The 21,645-nt window shown below is 73.6% G+C and carries 6 protein-coding genes; all 6 read right to left on the bottom strand.

Features of this window, described 5'->3' with window-relative positions; genetic code table 11:
• Positions 1 to 6 precede the first annotated feature (6 nt).
• The gene (locus tag CP984_RS09590; RefSeq protein ID WP_312026848.1) at positions 7 to 528 is read right to left on the bottom strand and encodes a flavin reductase family protein; all 522 of its coding nucleotides are present in this window, start codon (positions 526 to 528) and stop codon (positions 7 to 9) included.
• Complete coding sequence (locus tag CP984_RS09585) at positions 525 to 1,784, bottom strand: cation:proton antiporter (protein ID WP_003983577.1); 1,260 nt, start codon at positions 1,782 to 1,784, stop codon at positions 525 to 527. The genes CP984_RS09590 and CP984_RS09585 overlap by 4 nt, the downstream gene beginning before the upstream one ends.
• A 37-nt stretch (positions 1,785 to 1,821) precedes the next feature.
• Complete coding sequence (locus CP984_RS09580) at positions 1,822 to 3,384, bottom strand: tryptophan halogenase family protein (RefSeq protein WP_003983578.1); 1,563 nt, start codon at positions 3,382 to 3,384, stop codon at positions 1,822 to 1,824.
• A gap of 307 nt (positions 3,385 to 3,691) precedes the next feature.
• Positions 3,692 to 4,444, bottom strand: coding sequence for a thioesterase II family protein (locus tag CP984_RS09575; protein ID WP_003983580.1), 753 nt, complete (start codon positions 4,442 to 4,444; stop codon positions 3,692 to 3,694).
• Between the two features lie 55 nt (positions 4,445 to 4,499).
• Positions 4,500 to 9,098 (bottom strand): non-ribosomal peptide synthetase, encoded by a 4,599-nt coding sequence (locus CP984_RS09570; RefSeq protein WP_050498884.1) that lies wholly within the window; start codon positions 9,096 to 9,098, stop codon positions 4,500 to 4,502.
• A gap of 37 nt (positions 9,099 to 9,135) precedes the next feature.
• A complete protein-coding gene (locus tag CP984_RS09565; RefSeq protein WP_003983583.1) occupies positions 9,136 to 21,645 on the bottom strand; it encodes a non-ribosomal peptide synthetase in 12,510 nt (4,169 codons plus the stop codon).

Raw genomic sequence — 21,645 nt, 5'->3', positions numbered from 1 at the left:
AGGGGGTCAGCCGGCCGGCCAGACGCCGAACCGGCGGTTTCCGTACAGCAGCGGGGGCTCGTCGGTGGGCCCGCTGATCCGCAGGACCTCGCCGAAGACCATCCGCTGTCCGCCGACGCGCACGGACTGGCGGACCCGGCAGTCGGCCACCGCGTGGGCGTCGCGGGACAGATGCGGTCCCGCGGCCTCCTCGGGGGTGTGCCACGGCGTGGTCTCGAAGCGGTCCGGCGCGCCGGAGGCGAACAGCTCGGCCGTCGCCTGCCCCTTGTGGTGCAGCAGGTTCACGGCGAAGGAGCCGCTGAGCATGACCGCGCGCAGGGTGGGGCTCTCCAGGCGCATGCCGACCAGCAGCGTGGGCGGGTCCAGGGTGACGCTGCACAGGGAGGAGCAGGTCATGCCCCAGGGCCTGCCCTGGGCGTCGGTGGCCGTGACGACGGCGACCCCGCTGGGGAAGCCCGCCATGAAGTCGCGGAATCCGGTGGGGGTGCTGACCTGGCTGATGGGGGTGACGAGTTCCACGTGACTCACCGCTCGACTGGGTGGAGGGAGTGGTCCGCGGCCTCCGGGGTGCGCCCCGGGGCACCGCGGCCGACGGCCCACAGAAGCGGGCCGGCCAGCGCCGTCGTGACGAGTGCCATGACGACGAGTGCGAGGTAGAGGGCGGGCGTCAGGATGCCCGCCTGGTAGCCGATCTGGAGGAAGGTGATCTCCGTCAGGCCGCGGGTGTTGAGCAGCGCCGCGAGCCGCATGCTGGTCCGGGTGTCCTGGCCGCCGGCCCGGGCGCCGAGGTAGGAGCCGACGAGCTTGCCGGCCAGGGCCAGGGCGACGGCCAGGATCGTCGCCTGCCAGGAGAAGATCCCGGCAGGGCCGCCGCCGAGGCCCGCGCCGGTCAGCACGAACAGCAGCGGCAGTACGGTCCGGCCCCACTGCCCGACGGTACGGGCGGCCCGCGTCCAGGGGCCGGTGCCGCCGTCGGCGGGCAGGGCCAGCGCGACCAGGACGGCGCCCAGCACATCGGTCAGGCCCAGACCGGCGGTGAGCAGCGCCGCCGCCACCGTCGTCAGCGCCACCAGCGCGGTGGGGAGCGCGGGCCGCGCCCGGTGCGCCAGGGCGCGGGCGGCGGGCAGCTCACCGAGCCGGCGCAGGCCCCGGGCCAGCAGCAGCCCGGCCGTGAACACCAGGGCCGGGGTGGCCTGTCCGCCGCCGGTGGCCAGGCCGACGGCCACCGCCAGCAGGGCCCAGTTGACCGCGTCCATGGTCACCGCGGCGGCCATCGCCAGCCGTCCGGTACGGGTGTGCAGCATCCCGCGGTCCTGGAGGACCCCCGCGAGCACCGGAACCGCCGTGACCGACAGCGCGCCCGCCAGCATCAGCACGAACGCGGTGGTGGGAGCCGTACCGCGCAGCGCGGGATCGCCCCCGAGGAGGATCCAGACGGCCAGCAGCGTGCCGCAGGCCATCGGCAGCAGCGCGGAACCGGCCGCCGTCCAGGCCACCACGCGGCCGCCGAGCTTGCCGGCGCCGGCGCGGATCTCCTGCACGGCGCCGACCACGAAGAGCGCGAGGGCCAGGTGCCCGGCCTTCTCCAGCACCGGCAAGCCGTCGGTGGCTTCCCCGCCCCAGCCGAACCGACCGGCCAGCACGGCCCCGAGGAGCAGACAGGCCATGATCTCCCCGACGATGGCGGGCTGGCCGAGCAGGCGGGCGGCCCGCCTGCCGAGCCACACGGCCGGGGCCACGGACGCCACCAGCACCACGGCGGGGACGTACGTCAGCGCCTCCACGGCTCCTCCTTCCAGGACGCGACGGTTCGGCTCGTGGTCAATGCATCTGGGCCAGGTACTCGTACTGGCTCGGCAGGCGCTTGGCGAGCTCCTGCGACTGGGCGCGCAGCAGCTTGAACTCCGCCTGCGCCGCCGAGTCGTCCATCAGGGCCAGCGCGGGCGGGGCCTTGAGGTCGACACCGCCGAGACCGAGCAGCATCGAGTGGTACGAATACGGCTCGAAGCCGTGGTAATTCGGGAAGATGGTTTCGGTGGTGGGGAGCTTGGAGCGCCACATGTCCAGGCGCTCGGCGAGTCCGTCCGGCAGGGCGCGCGTCTTGGCGTCCTTCCAGTACTGGTTGTCGTTGCGGCCGGCCCCCCGGTAGTGCATCACCAGGAATTCCCGTACACCGTCGATCGTGTTCCCGATGGCGCGGTTGTAGGAATCGCGGAGCTGCGGGTTCCAGTCCGCGCCCGGGAAATGCTTGACGAGCTGTTCGATGCCCTGCTGGATGAAGAAGATGCCGGTCGACTCCAGCGGCTCCACGAATCCGCTGGAGAGCCCGACGGCCACGCAGTTGTTGACCCAGGCGTTCCGGCTGCGGCCGATGCGCATGCGGATGTGGTTGGCCTCCACGTCCTTGGCGTCCGGGCCGACGAACTCGCGCAGGGTGCGCTCGGCCTCTTCCGGTGTGGTGTAGTCGCTCGCGTACACATAACCGGTGCCGATGCGCCCGAAGAGCGGAATGGTCCAGATCCACCCGGCGTCCTGCGCGGTGGCCGTGGTGCACGGGCGCAGCCCGCGCTTCTCCATGTCGACCGGCACCCGCAGGGCCACCGCCCGGTCGTTGGGCAGCGTGTCCTGGAAGGAGATGACGGGCTCCTCCAGCGCCTCGTTCAGCAGCAGGCCCTTGAAGCCGGTGCAGTCGATGAAGAGGTCCGCGGTGACCTCCCCGTGCTCACGGGTCCGCAGGTGGCCGATCCAGCCGCGGTCGTCCCTGGCGACCTCCACGACGTCGTCCTCGATGTGCCGCACCCCGCGTTCGGTGGAGTACGCGCAGAGGTAGTCGGCCAGCAGGCTGGCGTCGAACTGGTAGGCGTACGGGAACTGGGTGTCCTGCTCGGTGAGGGTGCTGCGCTCCGGCTTCCGGTCCTTCGGGTCAGTCTGCTCCTTGAAGTCCTGCTCGAAGAGGGTGCCGTCCATGTAGCGGGGGGAGCGCTCGGCGTCGCAGATCGCCGACATCAGGAACACGTCCTGGTCGAACCGCTCGCTGTTGCCCGGCTTGCGGTGCAGCCACCAGTCGGTGAGCGGGAACCCGTCGACGACCCGCAGCCGCTCGAAGGGGTGGTAGAAGTAGCTGCCCTTGCGGTGCCAGTTCTCGAAGCGGATACCGAGCTTGTACGTGGCGTTGCACTTCGGCATCCACACGTGCTCGGGCAGCCCCAGGTAGTCGAAGAAATGGCGCACCGTGCTGAAGGTGGCCTCGCCGACCCCGATCGTCTTGATCCGCTTGGATTCCAGCACCGTGACCGAAAGGCGGTCGCCGAACGCGGCCTTCAAATACGATGCGCTCATCCAGCCGGAGGTGCCTCCACCGACGATGACGACGTTTGTGAGCACTGAGGCCCTCCCGTGTGAAGTCGTGTACCCCGGCGATGGATTCGGTCGCCGGCACCGTCGGAATCCTTCAGCAGACCGCGAGATCAGGACAAGCTTTTAAGGCTCGGTGGAAACCTGCACTCCAGGTGCCCGAAAGGGCGGTGCGCGGCGGCGGATTACGGGAAACGGCAGCACTCCGGGCGGCGCCGCATTTCGCTCGGTGCGGTGCCGCCCGGAGTGCGTCATTAAGTTCTCGCGCAATGCGCCGGCATTTCGCTGCCGGTTGTGCTGTAGGGCTCAGCCGTACGGCTGTGCCGTACGGCTGTTCTCAGGCCCCGGTGCGCAGGTACTGGTGCAGCACGGTGATGACCTGAGCGCGCTGCTCGGCCAGGAAGAAGTGCCCGCCGGGGAAGGTGTGCAGGTGGAACTCCTTGCCGGCCACACCCTCCCATCGCCGCACCCGCGCCACGCTGACGCTGGTGTCCCGGTCGCCGGCGAGCGCGATGACCGAGGCGTCGACCGGGGGCGTCGCGCGCGGGCTGTAGGAGTCGATCAGCAGGTAGTCGTTGCGCAGGATCGGCAGCACCATCTCCCGGATCTCCGGGTCGTCGAAGACGCTCATCTGTGTGCCGCCGTGCGTCTCGACCTCGTGCAGGATGGCGTCGTCGGACAGCGCCGTGGCGGGCTCCCGGCCGATCCGCTCGTCCGGGGCCGCCTGGCCGGAGACGAACAGCCGGCCCACGCGCAGGCCGCGCGCCGCCAGGGTGCGGACCGTCTCGTACCCGATCAGCGCTCCCATGCTGTGGCCGAACAGGACCGTCTCCACGTCCGGCCGCGCGGTCTCCAGCACCGCGCCGGCGACGGCCTCCACCAGCGCCTCCGGATCGGTGAGGAACGGCTCGTCGACCCGTTCCTCCCGGCCGGGGTACTGGACGATCTGCAACTCGACGTCGCAGTCCAGGTGCTGGGCCCAGCGCCGGTAGAAGCTGGCGCTGCCGCCGGCGTGCGGCAGGCAGACCAGCCGGGTTCCCGCGGCGGGACGTCTGGCCGGAGTCACCAGCCACGGGTGGGGAGTCGTCATGAGGTGTCTTCCTGTCGTCGGGAGGAGCCGATCGTGTGAAGGGGCCCGGAGCGGGTCAGGCGCATGAGCGCACCAGCTCCCTCAGGCCGTCGGCCACCGTCCGCAGCAGACCGGCGACCACCGCCGCGTCGTGCCGGGCGGGGGAGTAGGCGCAGCTCAGGTCGAGCCGGCCGTGCTCGACCGCGGCGGCGATCTCCAGCTCGTACAGCCGCCGTTCGGCCGGTTCGTGGTCCTGGCCGCCGTGGTCGAGATGGCGGGCCACCAGGGCGTCGCCGTCGGGGAGCTGCCCGTCCCACTGGCCGAGGTAGTTGAAGGCGATCCGGGCGTGGGCGGGCGGCAGGGCCGGTTCGGCCGGACCCGTACCGGACGTCAGGTGGCGCAGGGCGCCGTACCCGATGCCGTGCCGGGGCAGGGTGCGCAGCTGCCGCTTGACGGCCCGTACGGCGTCCTTGGGGGCCGCGTCCTTGGGCACGTCGAGCGCGACGGGGTGGATGGTGGTGAACCAGCCCACGGTGCCGCTGAGATCGACGCCGTCGAGGATGTCCTCCCGGCCGTGTCCCTCCAGGTCCACGAGGGCCGGTACGGTGCCGTCCCAGCCGCTGAGCGCCTGGCCGAGCATGGCCAGCAGTACCTCGTCCACCTTGGCCCGCAGCACGCCCGGAACCCGGCGCAGCAGCACCTCGGTGTCGGCCGCGTCGAGGCCGTCGTGCACGGTACGGCGCTCGGCGAAGGTTCCGGTGTCCGCCGGCTCGTCGGCGGCCGGCAGGCCGCGCCAGTAGGCCAGTTCGTCGTCGAACCCGCCGGTGGCGGTGTGCTCGCGCAGCCGGTGCGCCCACTGCCCGAAGGAGGTGCTGCGCGGGCCCAGGTCCGCGTCCTGCCCGGCGGCGAGCCGGGTGTACGCCCGGCGCAGGTCGTCCAGCAGGACGCGCCAGGACACCCCGTCCACGACCAAGTGGTGCACGGTGAGGAAGAGCTGTCGGGCGTGCCCGGGGCCGCGGTCGAACAGGACGGCCCGTACCAGCGGCCCGTCGGTCAGATGCAGCCCGCGCTGCGCGGCGACGGTCTCCTCCTCGGTCCGCGCGGCCACGTCCGCCTCGTCCAACCCGGCCAGATCCACCCGCCGGAAGTGCCACCGGCCGTCCGCCTCGGCGCCGATCTCCTGCCGCCAGGCCCCGTCCTCGTACGAGAAGCGGGTACGCAGAGCGTCGTGCCGCTCCATGAGCAGCCCCAGCGCGTGGCGCAGCGCCTCGATGTCGGCCCCGGGGACCAGCTCCAGCAGCACCGACTGGTTGAAGTGGTGCGGATTGACGGTGTGGTGGGCGAAGAACCAGTGCTGCACCGGGGTGAGCGGCACCGGCCCGGTCCGGTGGGCGTCGTCGTCCGCGCCGCCCCCGGCGTCCTCGGCCCGCGCCACCCGGGCGAGCCCGGCGACGGTCTTGAACTGGAAGAGCTCCTTCGTGGTGATCCGCAGCCCGGCCTGCCGGGCGCGCGCGACGACCTGGGTGGAGAGGATCGAGTCACCGCCCAGCGCGAAGAAGTCGTCGTCCGCGCCGACCTCCCCGACGCCCAGCACGGACGCGAAGACCTCGGCCAGCGCGGTCTCCACCGGCCCGCTGGGCCGCGTCACCGGCCGCCCGTCGCCCGGCTGTTCCTCCGGCAGCGCGGCCCGGTCCACCTTCCCGTTGGTGGTCAGCGGCAGCTCCGGCAGTACGGTCAGGGTGCTCGGCACCATGAAGGCGGGCAGCTCGCCGGACAGCAGCTCGTGCACCTCAGCCGCCAGCGACGTGCCCTCCCCGGACGCCGGGACCACATAGCCCGCCAGCCGTTTGCCGCGCGGGCCCGGACGGACCACGACCGCCGCCTGCGCCACCCGCGGGTGGCGCGCCATCGCGGCCTCGATCTCGCCCGGCTCGATCCGGAAGCCGCGGATCTTGACCTGGTCGTCCACCCGGCCGCGGAAGTCCAGCTTCCCGTCGGGCAGCCAGGCGGCCAGGTCCCCGGTCCGGTAGAGCCGGGCCTCGGGATCGTCGCTGAAGGGGTGCGCGACGAAGCGCCGCGCGGTGAGGTCGGGGCGCCCCAGGTAGCCCGCGGCGACCTGGGCGCCGCCGAGGTGGATCTCGCCGGTCACCCCGGCGGGCACCGGGTTACCGAAGCCGTCCAGGACGTGCACCTCGACGTTGGGCAGCGGGCGCCCGATCGGCAGGCGATCCGCCGCGTCGGCGCGCTCGGTCCCGTCGCCCTCGTACATGGTGGCGCCGACGCTGTTCTCGGTCGGCCCGTAGCCGTTGATGAAGCGGTGGCTGCGCGACCACGTACGGGCCAGGTCGGCGGGGCAGCGGTCGCCCACCGCGAGGATCACCGACCCGCCGGGCAGCGCCCGCGGCTCCACCGCGGCCAGCGCCGCCGGGGGCAGGCTGAGCACCGTGGGCCGCCCGTCGGCGAGCCGGGTGATCTGCGCGGAGCCGAGCGCCTCCGCCGGGTCGTCCGGCAGCGCCAGCACGGCGCCCGAGGCGAGGCCGGTGAAGGTCTCCCAGACCGCTCCGTCGAAGCTCGGCGCGGACAGCTGGCACACCGTCATGTCCGGCCCCACGTCCAGCTTCCGCCGGGACGCGTCGATCATGTTGGCCAGGCCCCCGTGCCGCAGCAGCACGCCCTTGGGAGTGCCGGTGGAGCCCGAGGTGTAGATGATGTACGCCAGGTCCTTCGGGTCCGTACGGGCGGTGTCCGGCTCGGTGGCGTCGTACGCGGCGAGCCGGGGCCGCTCGGCGTCGACGGCGAGGGTCCGTACCCCGGCGTCGGTGAGCCCGTCGAGCAGCGCGGTCCCGGTCAGTACCAGCGACGCGCCGGTCTCCGAGAGCATCAGGGCCCGGCGGGCGGCCGGGAACGCCGGGTGCAGCGGCAGGAACGCGGCACCGGCCTTCAGTACGGCGAGCGTGGCCAGCACCTGGTCGGGGCCGCGCTCGCAGCACACGCCCACCACGTCACCGGGCCGTACGCCCTCGTCGCCCAGGCGGCGGGCCAGCCGGTTGGCTCCGGCGTCCAGCTCCCCGTACGTCACCCGCCGGTCCCCACAGCGCACCGCGACCGCGTCGGGGCGCTCGGTGGCGCGCCGGGCCACCATGGCGTGCACGGGCCCGGCCTCGGTGGGCGGCAGCGGGTTGCGGGCCCAGTCGCGGGTCAGCCGCTCGTGCTCGGCCGGGTCGAGCAGGCCGAGCCGGCCCATACGGGAGTCCGGCGCCGCGGCCACCGACCGGAGGAGGTTCACCAGGTGGCCGGACATCCGGCGCACCGTCTCCGCGTCGAAGAGGTCCGCGCTGTACTCGGCCGCCGCCCACAGGGTGCCGTCGGGCCGCTCCTCGAAGGCCCACACGAGGTCGAAACCGGTGCTGGCCTGCGGGAGTTGCAGCACCTCGACCGTCACCCCGGACAGTTCGAGCGTCGCCTCGGGCATGTTCTGGAGGACGACGAGGACCTGGGCCAGCGGCATCCGGCTCGGGTCGCGGTCCGGCTGGACCGCGTCCACGATCTGCTCGAAGGGCACCTCCTCATGGCTGAAGGCGGTGAGCACCGTCTCCCGGGTTCGCAGCAGGAACTCCCGGAAGGACTGCTCCAGTTCGACCCGGCCGCGCAGTACCAGCGTGTTGAGGAAGCAGCCGATCAGCTCGTCCAGTTCCCCGCTGCCGCCGCGGCCGGCCACCGGGGTGCCGACGGCGATGTCCTCCTGGCGGGAGTAACGGGCCAGCAGCAGTTGGGCCGCGGCGGTCAGCGTCATGAAGAGGGTGGCGCCGGTCTGCGCGGTGAGCGTGCGCAGGCCCGCGACCACGCCGGCGGGCACCTCGAAGATATGCGCGCCGCCCGCCCCCGACAGCACCGCCGGACGCGTCCGGTCGGTGGGCAGCTGGAGCGGGGCGACCCCGTCCAGCTGCTGTTTCCAGTACGCGAGCGAGTCGTCCAGGGCGCCGCCCGACATCCGCTCCCGCTGCCGTACGGCGAAGTCCGCGTACTGCACCGGGGCGGGCGCGATGTGCGGGTCACCGCCGGACAGCGCGGTGTCGTACGCCTCGCCGAGCTGCCGCGTGAACAGCCCCAGCGACCAGCCGTCGTGAATGATGTGGTGAAGGCTCAGCACCAGGACGTGGTCCCGCTCGCCCGTCCGGACCAGCAGCGTCCGCAGCAGCGGGCCGGTCCGCAGGTCGAACGGCCGGGCGTTCTCCCGCTCCACCGCTGTCCGCAGCTCCTGCTCCCGTTCGAGGGGATCGGCGCAGGTCAGGTCCACCACCGGCAGGTCGATGGCAACCAGCGCGTGCGGGATCTGCACGGGTGCGCCGTCGATGGAGTCGAAGGTGGTGCGCAGCGACTCGTGGCGGGCCACCACCGCGTTCACCGCCCGGTGCAGCGCGGCGGTGTCCAGCGTGCCGCGCAGCCGGAGCGCGAAGCTGGAGTTGTAGCCGACCGCCAGCGGATCGAACTCCTGGAGGAACCACATGCGTTGCTGGGCGAAGGACATGGGCAGGGGGCCGCCGCGCGGCACCGGGCGGACCGCGTCGGCCTCGGGGGCCTCGTCGGTCCCGGCGGCGCCGGAGAGCCTGCTGCGCAGCAGCGCTCGCAGATGCTCGGGCAGCGCCGCTATGCGTTCCTCACGCGAGGGGGACATCAGGGTGACACTCCTTCCTTTGACTGCGGCACCGCCGCTACTCCGCCGCCGGTACGGCGTCGCCCGCGGCCTCGGCGGCCTCTTTCTCCAGCTGCTCCAGCAGGCTGTCCTCGATCATCTGCGCCACCCCGGAGACGGTGGGCGTGTCCAGCAGGCTGCGGAACGCCAGCCGCACCCCGAAGGTCTTACGGATGCGGGTGAGCGCCTTGACGCTGGTCAGGGACTGCCCGCCCAGCTCGAAGAAGCTGTCGTGGGCCCCGACGTCCGCGACGCCCAGGGTTTCCGCCCAGATCTGGGCGACCAGCCGCTCGGTCTCGTTGCGCGGCGCGACACGGCCGGCGTCGTCCGCCCGCCCGGCCTCCGGCTCGGGCAGCGCGTCCCGGTCGACCTTGCCGTGCCGGGTGAGCGGAAAGGCGTCCAGCGCCACGAACGCGGCCGGGACCAGATACGCGGGCAGCCGTTCGGCGAGGAAACCGGCCAGCTCCGGCGCGGTCGGCACCGCGTCACCGGCACCCCGGTGCGTGAAGTACGCGACCAGCTGCCGCCGGTCGCCCTCACCCCGGACCACGACCACCGACTCGGCCACCGCCGGGTGCCCGTCCAGCGTCGCGCAGATCTCGCCCGGCTCGATGCGGTGGCCGCGCAGCTTGACCTGGTCGTCGACGCGGCCCAGGAACTCGATGCGGCCGTCGGACAGGCGCCGTACCCGGTCGCCGGTCCGGTAGAGCCGCTCGGCGGGGTCGAACGGCGCGGGGAAGAAGGCCCGCTCGGTCAGCTCGGGGCGGTTCAGATAGCCACGGGCCAGGCCGTCACCGGCCAGGTGGAGTTCACCGGGGGCGCCGACGGGCGCCAGGTGCCCCGCCGCGTCCAGCACATAGGCGCGGGTGTTCTGCACGGGGCGGCCGAGCACCGGTACGGGGCTGTCCGAGACCCGGGTGATCAGCGCGTCCACGGTGGCCTCGGTGGGACCGTAGAAGTTGAAGCTGATCAGGTCCTTCCGGGATCGCAGCGACTCCCACAGGCCCTCGGAGATCGCCTCGCCGCCCAGGGCCACGCCGCGCAGCGGGTGGTCCCCGTCCGCCAGCAGGCCGGTCTCCGCCAGCTGCTGGAAGTACGACGGGGTGGTCTGGAGGAAGTCGATCCGCTCCGCCGCGCGGTACGCGGTCAGGGCGTGCGCGTCCCGGCGGACCGCGTCCGGTACGAGGTGCAGTTCATGCCCGGCGACCAGCCACAGCACCGGGTTCCACGAGGCGTCGAACGAGGCTGGGGCCAGGTGGGCGACGCGCAGCGGCGCACCGCCGTTGGTCTCCTGGAGCGGCCCGAAGACCGTACGCCGGTGGCTGTCCAGCAGGTTGGCCAGGCCGCGGTGTTCGACCACCACGCCCTTGGGCCGCCCGGTGGAGCCGGAGGTGTGGATGACGTACGCGGCGTCGCCGGGCGCCACGCTCACCTCCGGCGCGGTGTCCGGGCGGGCCGCCACGGCCTGCCGGTCGGCGTCCGGACGGACCACCGTCGTGGTGTCGGGCACGGCGGGCAGCGCCGCCGCCACCGGCCCGCCGGTCACCAGCAGCCGCGGCCGGATGTCCTCCAGCAGGTACGCGGTGCGCCGTTCGGGTGCGGCCGGGTCCAGCGGCGCGTACACCGCGCCCGCCTTGAGGACCGCGAGCAGCGACACGATCAGGTCGGCGCCGCGGTCGAGGCAGACGGCGACCGTCTCCTCGGGACCGGCGCCGAGGGACACCAGGTGGTGCGCCAGCCGGTTGGCCCGGCGGTCCAGCTCGCCGAAGGACAGCCGGCCGCCCTCGTGGACCAGCGCGGTCGCCTCCGGCGTGCGGGCCGCCTGCGCGGCGAACTGCCGGGCCACCGGCAGCTCGCTCAGCAACTCGGTGCCGGTCGCGTTGTGGCGGGTCAGCAGCTCGGCGCGGTGCCCCTCGCTCAGCGCGTCGAACTCGCGCGGCGTACGGTGCGGATCGCGCGCGATGTCCTCCAGCAGCGCCCGCAGGTCGGCGGTGACCCGGGCGGCGGTGCGCTCCTCGAAGAGGGCGGGGTCGTAGGCGAGCCGGAAGGACAGCCGGTCGCCGGCGAACACCGCGAGCACCATGGCGTAGCTGGTGGGCTCGTGGGAGCGCACGTCGCGGATGCGCAGGCCGCCCTCGGCGCCCATCTCGCCGTCGTACGGGTAGTTCTCGAAGACCACATAGCTGTCGAACAGGTCCACCCCGGCGGGCAGGTCGGCCCAGCCGCGGATCTGGGCGAGCGAGACGTACTCGTGCTGCCGGGCGGCGACCTGGCCGCGCTGGAGGTCGGCGAGCCAATCCAGCAGGGGCCGGTCGTCCTGGACGGTGGCCCGTACCGGCAGATTGCTGATGAACAGCCCGATCATCGACTCGGCGCCGGGCAGGTCGGCCGGGCGGCCGGAGACGGCGGAGCCGAAGCAGACCTCCTGCTCGCCCGCGTACCGGGACAGCAGCAGCGCCCAGGCGCCCTGCGCGAGGGTGTTGGTGGTCAGCCGGTGCTGCCGGGCGAGCGCGTCGAGCCGCGCCGTCGTCTCCGCGTCGAGCTGGAAGCGCGCTGCGGCCTCGGTGCCCGCCCGCACGGTGTCCTGCGACCGGTGGTCGACCGGCAGCGGGGTGGGCGCGGTGAAGCCGTCGAGCAGCTGCTTCCAGTACCGCTCGGCCTCGGCGAGGTCCTGGCGGCCCAGCCATTCCACGTAGTCGCGGAACGGCGGGCGGGCGGCCGGCTCGGGCCGCTCGTGCCCGGTCAGCAGCAGGTAGTGGTCCAGTACGTCGGAGATCAGCTCGGCCGTGCTCCAGCCGTCCAGCAGCAGATGGTGCGAGGTCCACACCACCCGCAGCCCGCCGTCCGGCTCGGAGATCAGCGTCAGCCGCATCAGCGGGGCGGCGGTCAGGTCGATGCCCCGGGCGCGGTCCTCGGCGAGGAAGGATTCCAGCGCCTGGGCGGCGTCCCCCTCGGACAGCGCGCTGTGATCGCGCCGCTCCACCGGCACCTGCACCCGCTCCCGTACGACCTGGAGCGGTTCGGCGGTCTCCTCCCAGGTCACCGCGGTGCGCAGCATCGGCGTGCGCTCGGCCGCACGCTGCCAGGCCGCCGCGAACGCGTCGGTGTCCACCCCGCCCTCCAGAACGAAGGAGAGCTGTCCCACGTAAACGCTGTCGCCCTCCTCGGTCAGGCTGTGGAACAGCAGGCCGTGCTGCATCGGCGTGACCGGGTAGAGGTCCGCCGGCGGGCCGCCGTCGGCGGCGAGCTTGTCGAGCAGCTGCTGCTCGACCCGGGCCAGCGGGAAGTCGGACGGCGTGGCACCGGCCGCCGCGCCGCTCACGTCCCGGCAGTGCGCCACGAGCCCGCGGAGCGCCGTCAGCAGTGCGTCGCCCAGCCGCTCGACGGTCGAGGCGTGGTGCACCTCGGTGGAGTGGAACAGCTCGAACTCCAGCTGCCCGTCACGCACCCAGGCCACGATGTCCAGCCCGTATTCCAGCTTCTCGGCGGGCGAGAGTTCGGTGCCGAAGCCCAGCCGGACATCGCGCAGCAGGGCGCCGTCGCGGCCCGGAGCGCCGGTCAGCTGACCGAGGTAGTTGAAGCTGACCTGCGCCTGCGGGCCTTCGGCCAGCACCTCGGCCGGGGCGCCGGCGGGGCTGAGGTGGCGCAGCGCGCCGTAGCCGATGCCGCGCCCCGGCACCGCCCGCAGCTGCTCCTTGACGGACCGCAGCAGCGCGCCCCAGTCGTCCCCGGCCGAGGTGTCCAGGGCCACCGGGAAGCTGCTGGTGAACCAGCCGACCGTAGCGCCGACCTCCAGGCCGTCGAACAACTCCTCGCGGCCGTGGCCTTCCAGATCGACCAGGACCGAGTCGCGGCCGGTCCAGTCCGCCAGCACCCGGCCGAGTGCGGACAGCAGCACGTCGTTGACCTGCGTGCGGTAGACGGACGGGACCTCCCGCAGCAGCGCCTCGGTGTCCGCGGCGCCCAGGCTCACCCGTACGCTCGCCGCCGACGCGACGGACGGCGTACCGGCGGCGTCGGCCGGGATTCCGGCCTCGGCACGCTGCGCCACACCCGCCCAGTGGTCCAGCTCCGCGTCGAAGCCGCCCGCGGCGGTATGCTCCGACAGCCGCCGCGACCACTGGAGGAACGATGTGCCCTTCGGGCCCAGGTCGACCGGCCCGCCGTCGGCCGCCTGCCGGTAGCCGCGCTCCAGGTCGGCGAGGAGCACCTGCCAGGACACCGCGTCCACGACCAGGTGGTGGGCGGTCAGGAAGAGCAGCGGGGGCCGCTCGCCCCGGTCGAACAGCAGGGCCCGTACCAACGGCCCCTCTGCCAGGTCGAGTCCGCCCTGCGCGGCGGCGGCCGCCTTCTCCACGGCCTCGTCACCGGCGTCGCCCAGCGCGATCCGCTCCAGCGGCCACCGGTCGCCCGGAGCCGGGATCTCCTGCTGCCGGCGGCCGTACAGCGAGGTGAAGCGGGTGCGCAGGGCGTCGTGGTGGTCCAGCAGGGCGTCCAGGGCGGCCCGCAGCGCGTCCTCCGACGGCGGTTCCGTCAGCTCGGCCAGTACGGACATCGTGGAGTGGTGGGGGGCGATGGTGTGCCGGCGGAAGAACGCGCGCTGAATGGGGGTCAGCGGCACCTTTCCGACGACCGGCTCCGTACTCACGTCTGCCTTCTCCTCCGGGGTGCGGGCGGCCACCGCCGAGGCGAGTTCGGCGACCGTCTGGTGACTGAAGATGTCCTGGGACGAGACCTTCAGGCCCGCCTCGCGGGCCCGGGAGACGACCTGGATGCTGAGGATCGAATCGCCGCCCAGGTCGAAGAAGTTGTCCTCGACGCCCACCGCCGGCACCCGGAACACCTCGGCCCACACCGCGGCGAGGGTTTCCTCCGCGGGGGTACGGGGCGCGGTGCGCGCGGCGGGGCGTTCGGCGGGTGCGGGCGGGGCGGGCAGGGCGCGGCGGTCCACCTTGCCGTTGGCGTTCAGCGGCAGCCGCTCCAGCGGGACGAACACCTGCGGCACCATGTGCCGGGGCAGCAGGCCGCCCAACTGCTCGCGGAGCGATGCCAGGTCGGGTTCGGCCCCGGCTACGGGGACCACGTAGCAGGTCAGCCCGCTGCCGCCGGCCTCCGCGCGTATCGCGGCCGCGGCGTCGGCGATACCCGGGAAGCGCTGGACGGCGCTCTCGATCTCGGCCAGCTCGACCCGGAAGCCGCGGATCTTGACCTGGTCGTCGGACCGGCCGAGGAACTCGATGTCCCCGCCGGGCAGGAACCGGGCCCGGTCGCCGGTCCGGTAGAGCCGGGCGCTCTCGGCATCCAGCGCGAACGGGTCGCGCAGGAAGCGCTCCTCGGTCAGGTCGGGGCGGTTCAGGTAGCCCCTGGCCACTCCGGGCCCGCCGATGAACAGCTCGCCGACGACCCCGGCGGGCACCGGCCGCAGACCGGCGTCCAGGACGTACATCCGGGCGCCGGGGATCGGCCGGCCGATCGGCACCGAGGCGGTGGCGGGCAGCGTCTCCCGCTCCGCGCGGAAGACCGAGGACTCGACGGTCGCCTCGGTCACGCCGTAGCTGTTGAGCACGGTGGTGCCGGGGGAGACCCGGTCCAGCAGCCGGCGGCAGTCCTCCGTACGCCAGTTGTCCGAGCCGACGACGAGGCAGCGCAGCGGCGGGAAGGCGCGGCCGGTCCGCTCGGCCTCCTCCAGCAGTGCGCCGATCAACGACGGCACGGTCTCCAGGTGGGTGATCCCGGCCCGCTCCATCAGCTCGAACAGCCGGGGCGGGTCGGTGGTGACCGCCGAGGGGGAGATCACCAGCGTCCCGCCGTGGGCGAGCGCGTGCCCCAGGTCGGACACGAACACGTCGAAGGCCATGCTCGCGAGGTTGAGCTGACGCGCCGGGCGGTCCTCGACGCCGTAGACCCGGCCCCAGGCGGCCACTGCCTGGCTCAGGCTGCGGTGTTCGACCATGACGCCCTTGGGGCGTCCGGTGGAGCCCGAGGTGTAGATGACGTACGCGAGGCTGTCCGGCGCGACCTCGACGGCCGGCGCGTGGGTGGGCCACTGCCCGATGGCGTCCCACTCGCCGTCCAGGCGCAGCACCGTCGCGTCGCACAGCGGCAGCCGGTCCGCCACGGCGTTCTGCGTGAGCAGCAGGGCGGCGGCGCTGTCCCGCAGCACCTGGCGGTGCCGCTCGGCGGGGTGCCCGGGGTCCAGCGGCAGGAAGGCACCGCCCGCCTTGAGGACGGCGAGGGCCGCGGTGACCATGTCCGGGCCGCGCTCCACACAGATGCCGACCACGGTCTCGGGGCCGACGCCGCGGTCCATCAGGTGGTGGGCCAGCTGGTTGGCGCGCGCCTCCAGCGCGGCGTAGCCGATCACCTGGCCCTCGAAGACGACCGCGTCGGCGTCCGGTGTGCGCCGGGCGTGCTCGGCGACCAGCTCGTGCAGGCACAGTTCCTGCCACGGCACCGTGACGCGGTTCCACTCGTGGACGACGCGGTCCCGCTCGCCCAGCGACAGCATCGGCACGTCGCCCACCTGCTGTCCGGGGTCGGCGGCGAGGCCGTTCAGCAGGGTGAGCAGCTGGTCGGCCAGGCTCTCCGCCTGGGCCTGTCCGTAGAGCGCGGGGTCGTAGGAGAGCTGGACGACGAGTTCACCGTCGTCGGTGAAGGCGGTCAGGTCCAGCGGGAAGCTGGTGGTGTCCACCGCGGACAGCTCGCGCAGCCACAGGCCGTTGCGCTCGGCGGCCGTGTCGTTGCCCGGGTAGTTCTCGAAGACCACCACGGTGTGGAACAGCGCGGTGGCGCGCGGCACATCGCTCCAGCCCTGGATCTGGCCGAGCGCGGCGTACTCGAAGTCGCGCGCCGCGACCTGTGCTTCCTGGAGGCCGCGCAGCCAGTCGGCCAGCCGGTCGGAGGCGGTGACCCGGGTACGCACCGGCAGCGTGTTGAGGAAGTTGCCGACCACCGCGTCGGAGCCCGCCAGGCCCGTGGGGCGGCCGGCGACGGTGGATCCGAAGCACACGTCCTCGGTGCCCGCGTGGCGCGCGAGCAGCATCGCCCAGGCGCCCTGCACGGCGGTGTTCAGGGTCAGCCGCTCGGCGCGGACCGTCGCGGTCAGCGCCTCGGTCTCGGCGCGGGTCAGCTCGACCCGGACCTGGGCCGAGGACTCCGACTGGTAGCCGGGCGGCAGACTCTGCCCGTACGGGAGCGGAGTCGGCGCGTACAGGCCCGCCAGCGCCGCGCGCCAGTGCTTCTCGGCCGCCGCGGGGTCCTGCTGCCCGAGCCACGCCACGTAGTCCCGGAAGGGCGGGCGCCGCTGCTCCGGGGCCGCCGGGGCGGTGCCGCCGTCGGCCAGCGCGCGGTAGCGGGCGAACACATCACCGAACAGGTGGGACGTGCTCCAGCCGTCGAGAACGACATGGTGGAAGCTCCACACGACCCGCACCGCGCCCGCCCGTTCCCGTGCGAGCACCACCCGCATCAGCGGCGCCCGGGTCAGGTCGATGCCGGCCCGCTGCTCGGCGTCCGTCAGCTCCTCCAGCCGCCGCTTCCGCCCGGCCGCGTCGGTGTCCGTCCAGTCCAGGTAGCGGACCTCCAGGGTCGCTTCGCGGTCGACGATCTGCACGGGCTGCGGGACGCCCTCCCACCGTAGCCGCGTGCGCAGCGCCGGGTTGCGGTCCACCGCGTGCTGCCAGGCCGCGCCGAGCGCCCGGATGTCGTCCACGCCTTCCAGCAGAAAGCTGACCTGGTCGAAGTAGGCGCCGCCGGTGGGCTGGTTGAGGGCGTGGTAGAGCATGCCGGACTGCATCGGCGTCAGCGGGTAGATGTCCTCGACGGCCGAGCCCGGCGGCACCAGCGCGTCCACGGCGGCCTGGTCGAGCCGTACGAGCGGGAAGTCACCGGGCACCGCGCCGCCCGCACCGGGGCGCAGGCAGTGCTCGACCAGCTCGTCCAGCGCGGCGGCCAGCCCGTCGGCCAGCGCCTGGGCGGTCGCCCGCGCGTGGCGCTCGGACGAGTAGTACACGGTGAACGTCAGCCGCCCGCCGCGCACTTCGCCGGTGATGTCGATCAGATGCGGGCGCTCCTCCTCCGGGCTGTGCTCCTGCCCGTAGTCGAAGACCTGCTCGCGGTAGAGCGCGCTGCCGACGGTGCCGTCCGACCACTGGCCGAGGTAGTTGAAGCTGACCTGCGGCCGCGGCCCGGCGGCCAGGGCCTCGCGCTGCGCGGGGTCCGCGGCGAGGTGGCGGAGCGGCCCGTAACCGAAGCCGCGGTGCGGTACGGCCCGCAGCCGCTCCTTGGTGCCCAGTACCAGGTCGCGCCACGGCCGGTCCGCCGGGGATTCCAGGACGAGCGGGAAGAGGGAGGTGAACCAGCCGACGGTGCGGGAGATGTCGGTGCCCGGCAGGATCTCCTCGCGGCCGTGCCCCTCCAGGGTGATGAGGGTGCGGTCCTGCCCGGTGTGCCGGGACAGGGCGCGGCCGAGCGCGGTGAGCAGGATGTCGTTGACCTGGGTGCGGTAGACCTTGGGCACGTCCTGGAGCAGCTGTTGGGTACGCCGCTCGTCCAGCCCCGCGCGCACCTCACGGGTGAGCCCGAAGGTGTTGCGGCCGGTGCGGTCGCTGGGAAGGCCCGCCGTGGTGACGGCCGCGACCTCCGCCCAGTAGTCGAACTCCGCCTGGAAACCGCCCTGTTCGGCGTGCTCCGTCAGCCTCCGCGCCCATGTGAGGTACGGCGTGGACGCGCCCCCGAGGTCGATCGCCGCGCCGCTCACCGCCTGCCGGTACGCGTTCTCCAGGTCGTCCAGCAGGATGCGCCACGAGACGCCGTCCACCGCGAGGTGGTGCACGGTCAGCAGGAGCCGCGGCCGGTCCTGGGCGTCGCGGTCGAACAGCAGGCAGCGCAGCAGCTCGCCCCGCTCGGGGGCGAGGCCGGCCTGCGCCGCCTCGGACAGCTGTCGCAGGACCGCTTCGCGTTCCTCGGGCGCGGCCTCGCCCAGCGTGATCCGCTCGATGTCCGGCTCCGGGGCGTCCTGGCCGGGGCCCTGCTGGACCAGCCGGCCGTCCACCGCCGTGAAGCGGGTGCGCAGCGCGTCGTGCCGCCGTACGACATGCCGGAACGCCTTCGACAGCGCCCGCTCGTCCACGTCCGCGGGCAGCGTGAGCAGCACCGACTGGTTGAAGTGCGCGGGGCGGACGGTGTGGTGGTCGAAGAACCAGCGCTGTACGGGGGTGAGCGGCGCGGGGCCGTGGTCCTGCGCCTGCTCTTCGGTGCCGGTCTCCGCCACGGGGGTGGCCGCGCGCGCCAGGTCGGCCAGCGTCTGGCGCGAGAAGATGTCCCGGGAGCTGATGACGAGCCCGGCCTGCCGGGCCCTGGCCACCACCTGGATGCTCAGGATCGAGTCCCCGCCCAGCTCGAAGAAGTTGTCCGTGGCGCCCACCCGGCCCACGCCAAGGACCTGCGACCACACCCGCGCGAGGGTCGCCTCGGTGGCGTCGGCCGGAGCCCGGTGGTCCGCGCGCCCCTCGGTCCGCTCCTCGGGCGCGGGCAGTGCCCGCTGGTCCACTTTCCCGTTGGAGGTCAGCGGGAACTCGTTCAGCGTGACCAGCGCGGAGGGCACGGTGTAGCCGGGCAGCCGGGCCTCGGCGAACGTGCGCAGCTCCGCCGTGTCCAGGGCCGCGCCGGGCTGCGGGCGTACGTAGCCCACCAGGCGCTTGTGCTCCCCGTCCGTACGGGCGACGACCAGCGCGGCGGCGACCGCCGGGTGGGCTTCGAGGACGGCTTCGACCTCGCCCGGCTCGATGCGGTAGCCGCGCACCTTGACCTGGGTGTCCACCCGGCCCAGGAAGTCCAGCGTGCCGTCCGGCAGCCAGCGGACCCGGTCGCCGGTGCGGTACACGCGCTCGCCGGGGACCGAGGAGAACGGCGCCGGGAGGAAGCGCTCCTCGGTCAGCTCGGGGCGGCCCAGGTAGCCGCGGGCGACGCCGGGACCGCCGATGTACAGCTCGCCGGGGGAGCCGGGCGGCACCGGCCGCCGCCGCTCGTCGAGCACGTAGGCGGTGGTGTTGCGGATGGGGCGGCCGATGGGCAGCGCCCGTACGCCGTCCGTGCTGTGGATCTCCTGGAACGTGGCGAACGTCGTCGTCTCGGTCGGTCCGTAGATGTTGACGAAGCGGTCCGGCCGCTCCCCGGCGAGCAGCTGCGCGACCCGCCGCGGGCTCTGCGCCTCGCCGCCCACCAGCAGATGGCGCAGGCCGCCGAAGGCTCCCGGCGCGACCTCGACCACCTGGTTGAACAGCGCGGTGGTCAGGAAAAGCGTGGTCACGCCGTGCTCTTCCAGCGTGCGGGCGAAGGACCGCGGCTCCAGCAGTACGTCCTTCGGGATCACGGCGATCCGCGCGCCCACCGCCAGCGGCCCCCAGATCTCGAACGTCGCCGCGTCGAAGGTGGCGTCGGCGGCCTGGGCCACCACGTCGTCCGCGGCCAGCGGCGCGTAGTCGGGATCACTGATCAGCCGCACGATCGACCGGTGCTCGACCACCACGCCCTTGGGGCGCCCGGTGGAGCCGGAGGTGTAGATGACGTACGCGGCGGTATCCGCGCCCACCGTGACCTGCGGGCCGCCGGCCGGGAGCGCGGCGAGAGCGGCGGCCTCCTCGTCCAGGCACAGGTACTTGGCGCTGCCGTCCGGGAGCCGGTCGCGCAGCGGCCGTTCGGTCAGGCACAGCGGCGCCGCGGTGTCCTCCAGGAGGAACGCGATGCGGTCGGCCGGGTAGTCCGCCGCGATCGGCACATACGCGCAGCCCGCCTTGAGCACGGCCAGCATGGCGACGACCACTTCCGAGCCGCGCGGCAGGCAGACGGCGACGTGGTCACCGGGCGCGGCGCCCCGGTCCAGGAGCAGCCGCGCCAGGCGGTCGGAGCGCTCGTCCAGCTCGCGGTAGGTCAGTCCGCCGCCCGCGCCGGTCACCGCGATCCGGTCGGGGGCGGCGGCGGCCTGCGCGGAGACCAGGGTGTGGACGGGGGTGTCGGCGGGGTAGTCGGCGCGGTTCTCGGTCCAGCCCGTGGTCAGCGCCGTGTGCTCGGCGTCGGTCAGCAGCGGCAGGTCGCCGACGGCGCGTCCGGCGTCCGCGGCGATCCCGGCGAGCAGCACCAGCAGCCGGGCACACAGCGCCTCGATGGTCGAGGCGTCGAACAGGTCGGTGTTGTACTCGACCGACCCGGCCAGCCCGCCGTCCGCGTCCGGCGCGAACTCCACCGTCAGGTCGAAGATCGAGGAGACCGACGGCGGCCGGAAGTCCGTCACCCGCAGCCCCGGGAAGACGGGCGCGCCGCCGGGGGCGTTCTGGAGCACGAGGGCCGCCTGCACCAGTGGCGTACGGCTCGGGTCGCGCTCGGTGCCCAGCGCGTCCACCAGCCGGTGGAACGGCACGTCCTGGTTGCCCAGCGCGTCCCAGATCCGGTCGGTGGTCCGCTCCACCAGTTCGTCGAAGGGCAGGTCCGGCTCGATCCGGCCGCGCAGCACCAGGGTGTTGACGAAGAAGCCGACCAGCGGCTCCAGTTCGGTGCGGTCCCGGCCCACCGAGACGGTGCCCAGCGCCACGTCCCGCTGACCGCTGTGCCGCGCCAGCAACACCTGGGTCGCGGCGGTCAGCACCGCGAACAGGGTGCCGCCGCACCGCGCGGCCACCGCGTCCAGCCCCTCGGCCACGCCCCGGGGCACCGCGAACGTGTGCAGAGCGCCCACCGTCGTCCGCACCATCGGCCGGGGCCGGTCGGTGGGCATCTCCAGCGCCGGCACGCCGTCCAGCTCGGTCTTCCAGTACTCCAGCTGGGCGTCCAGTTCGGCTTCGGTGCAGTGCTCGCGCTGCCAGACCGCGTAGTCGCGGTAGCTCACCGGCAGCGGGGCGAGGTCCGCTTCCCGCTCCTCCAGAGCGGCGGCGTACAGCTCGCCCAGCTCCGCCAGCAGCACGCCCTTCGACCAGCCGTCCGCCGCGATGTGGTGCATGTTCAGGAACAGCACATGCTCCTGGGCGCCGTCCGGTCCCGAGCCGAGCGCGACGAGCAGGACCCGCAGGACCGGGCCCGCCGCGAGGTCGAAGGGGGTGCCGAGTTCGGCGCGCAGCAGCCGGTCCAGCTCCGCTTCGCGTTCCCCGGCGGGCAGCCCGCCCAGGTCGGCGCGCTGGATCTCCGGAACGGCGGCGGGGCGTACGACCTGGTGCGCCCGCCCGTCCGTCGTCGCGAACGTGGTACGCAGCGGCTCGTGCCGGGCGACCAGGCCGCCGAGCGCGCCGCGCAGCGCGTCCACGCGCAGCGGACCGGTCATCCGCAGGGCGATCGACGAGGTGTACTCGACGCTGCCGGGCTGGAACTCGTGCAGGAACCACAGCCGTTCCTGCCCGAAGGACAGCGGCGCGTCGGGAAGATCACCCAGCGCGCGCAGGTCACCCGGAGCGCCCGCAGCCGCGTCCGCGCGTCCGGCGAGCCGCCGCTCCAGCAGTTCATCAGGGCTCAGCGGCTGCCCGCCGTTCATCTGCTCACCCAT

The sequence above is a fragment of the Streptomyces rimosus genome (genome assembly GCF_008704655.1).
Classification (GTDB): Bacteria; Actinomycetota; Actinomycetes; order Streptomycetales; family Streptomycetaceae; genus Streptomyces; species Streptomyces rimosus.
This window is presented reverse-complemented; position numbering and strand designations above follow the sequence as displayed.

Coding starts and splice junctions, on each gene's coding strand:
- CP984_RS09575 (WP_003983580.1), bottom strand. CDS start 4,444: ATGACGACTCCCCACCCGTGGCTGGTGACTCCGGCCAGACGTCCCGCC.
- CP984_RS09570 (WP_050498884.1), bottom strand. CDS start 9,098: ATGTCCCCCTCGCGTGAGGAACGCATAGCGGCGCTGCCCGAGCATCTG.
- CP984_RS09565 (WP_003983583.1), bottom strand. CDS start 21,645: ATGGGTGAGCAGATGAACGGCGGGCAGCCGCTGAGCCCTGATGAACTG.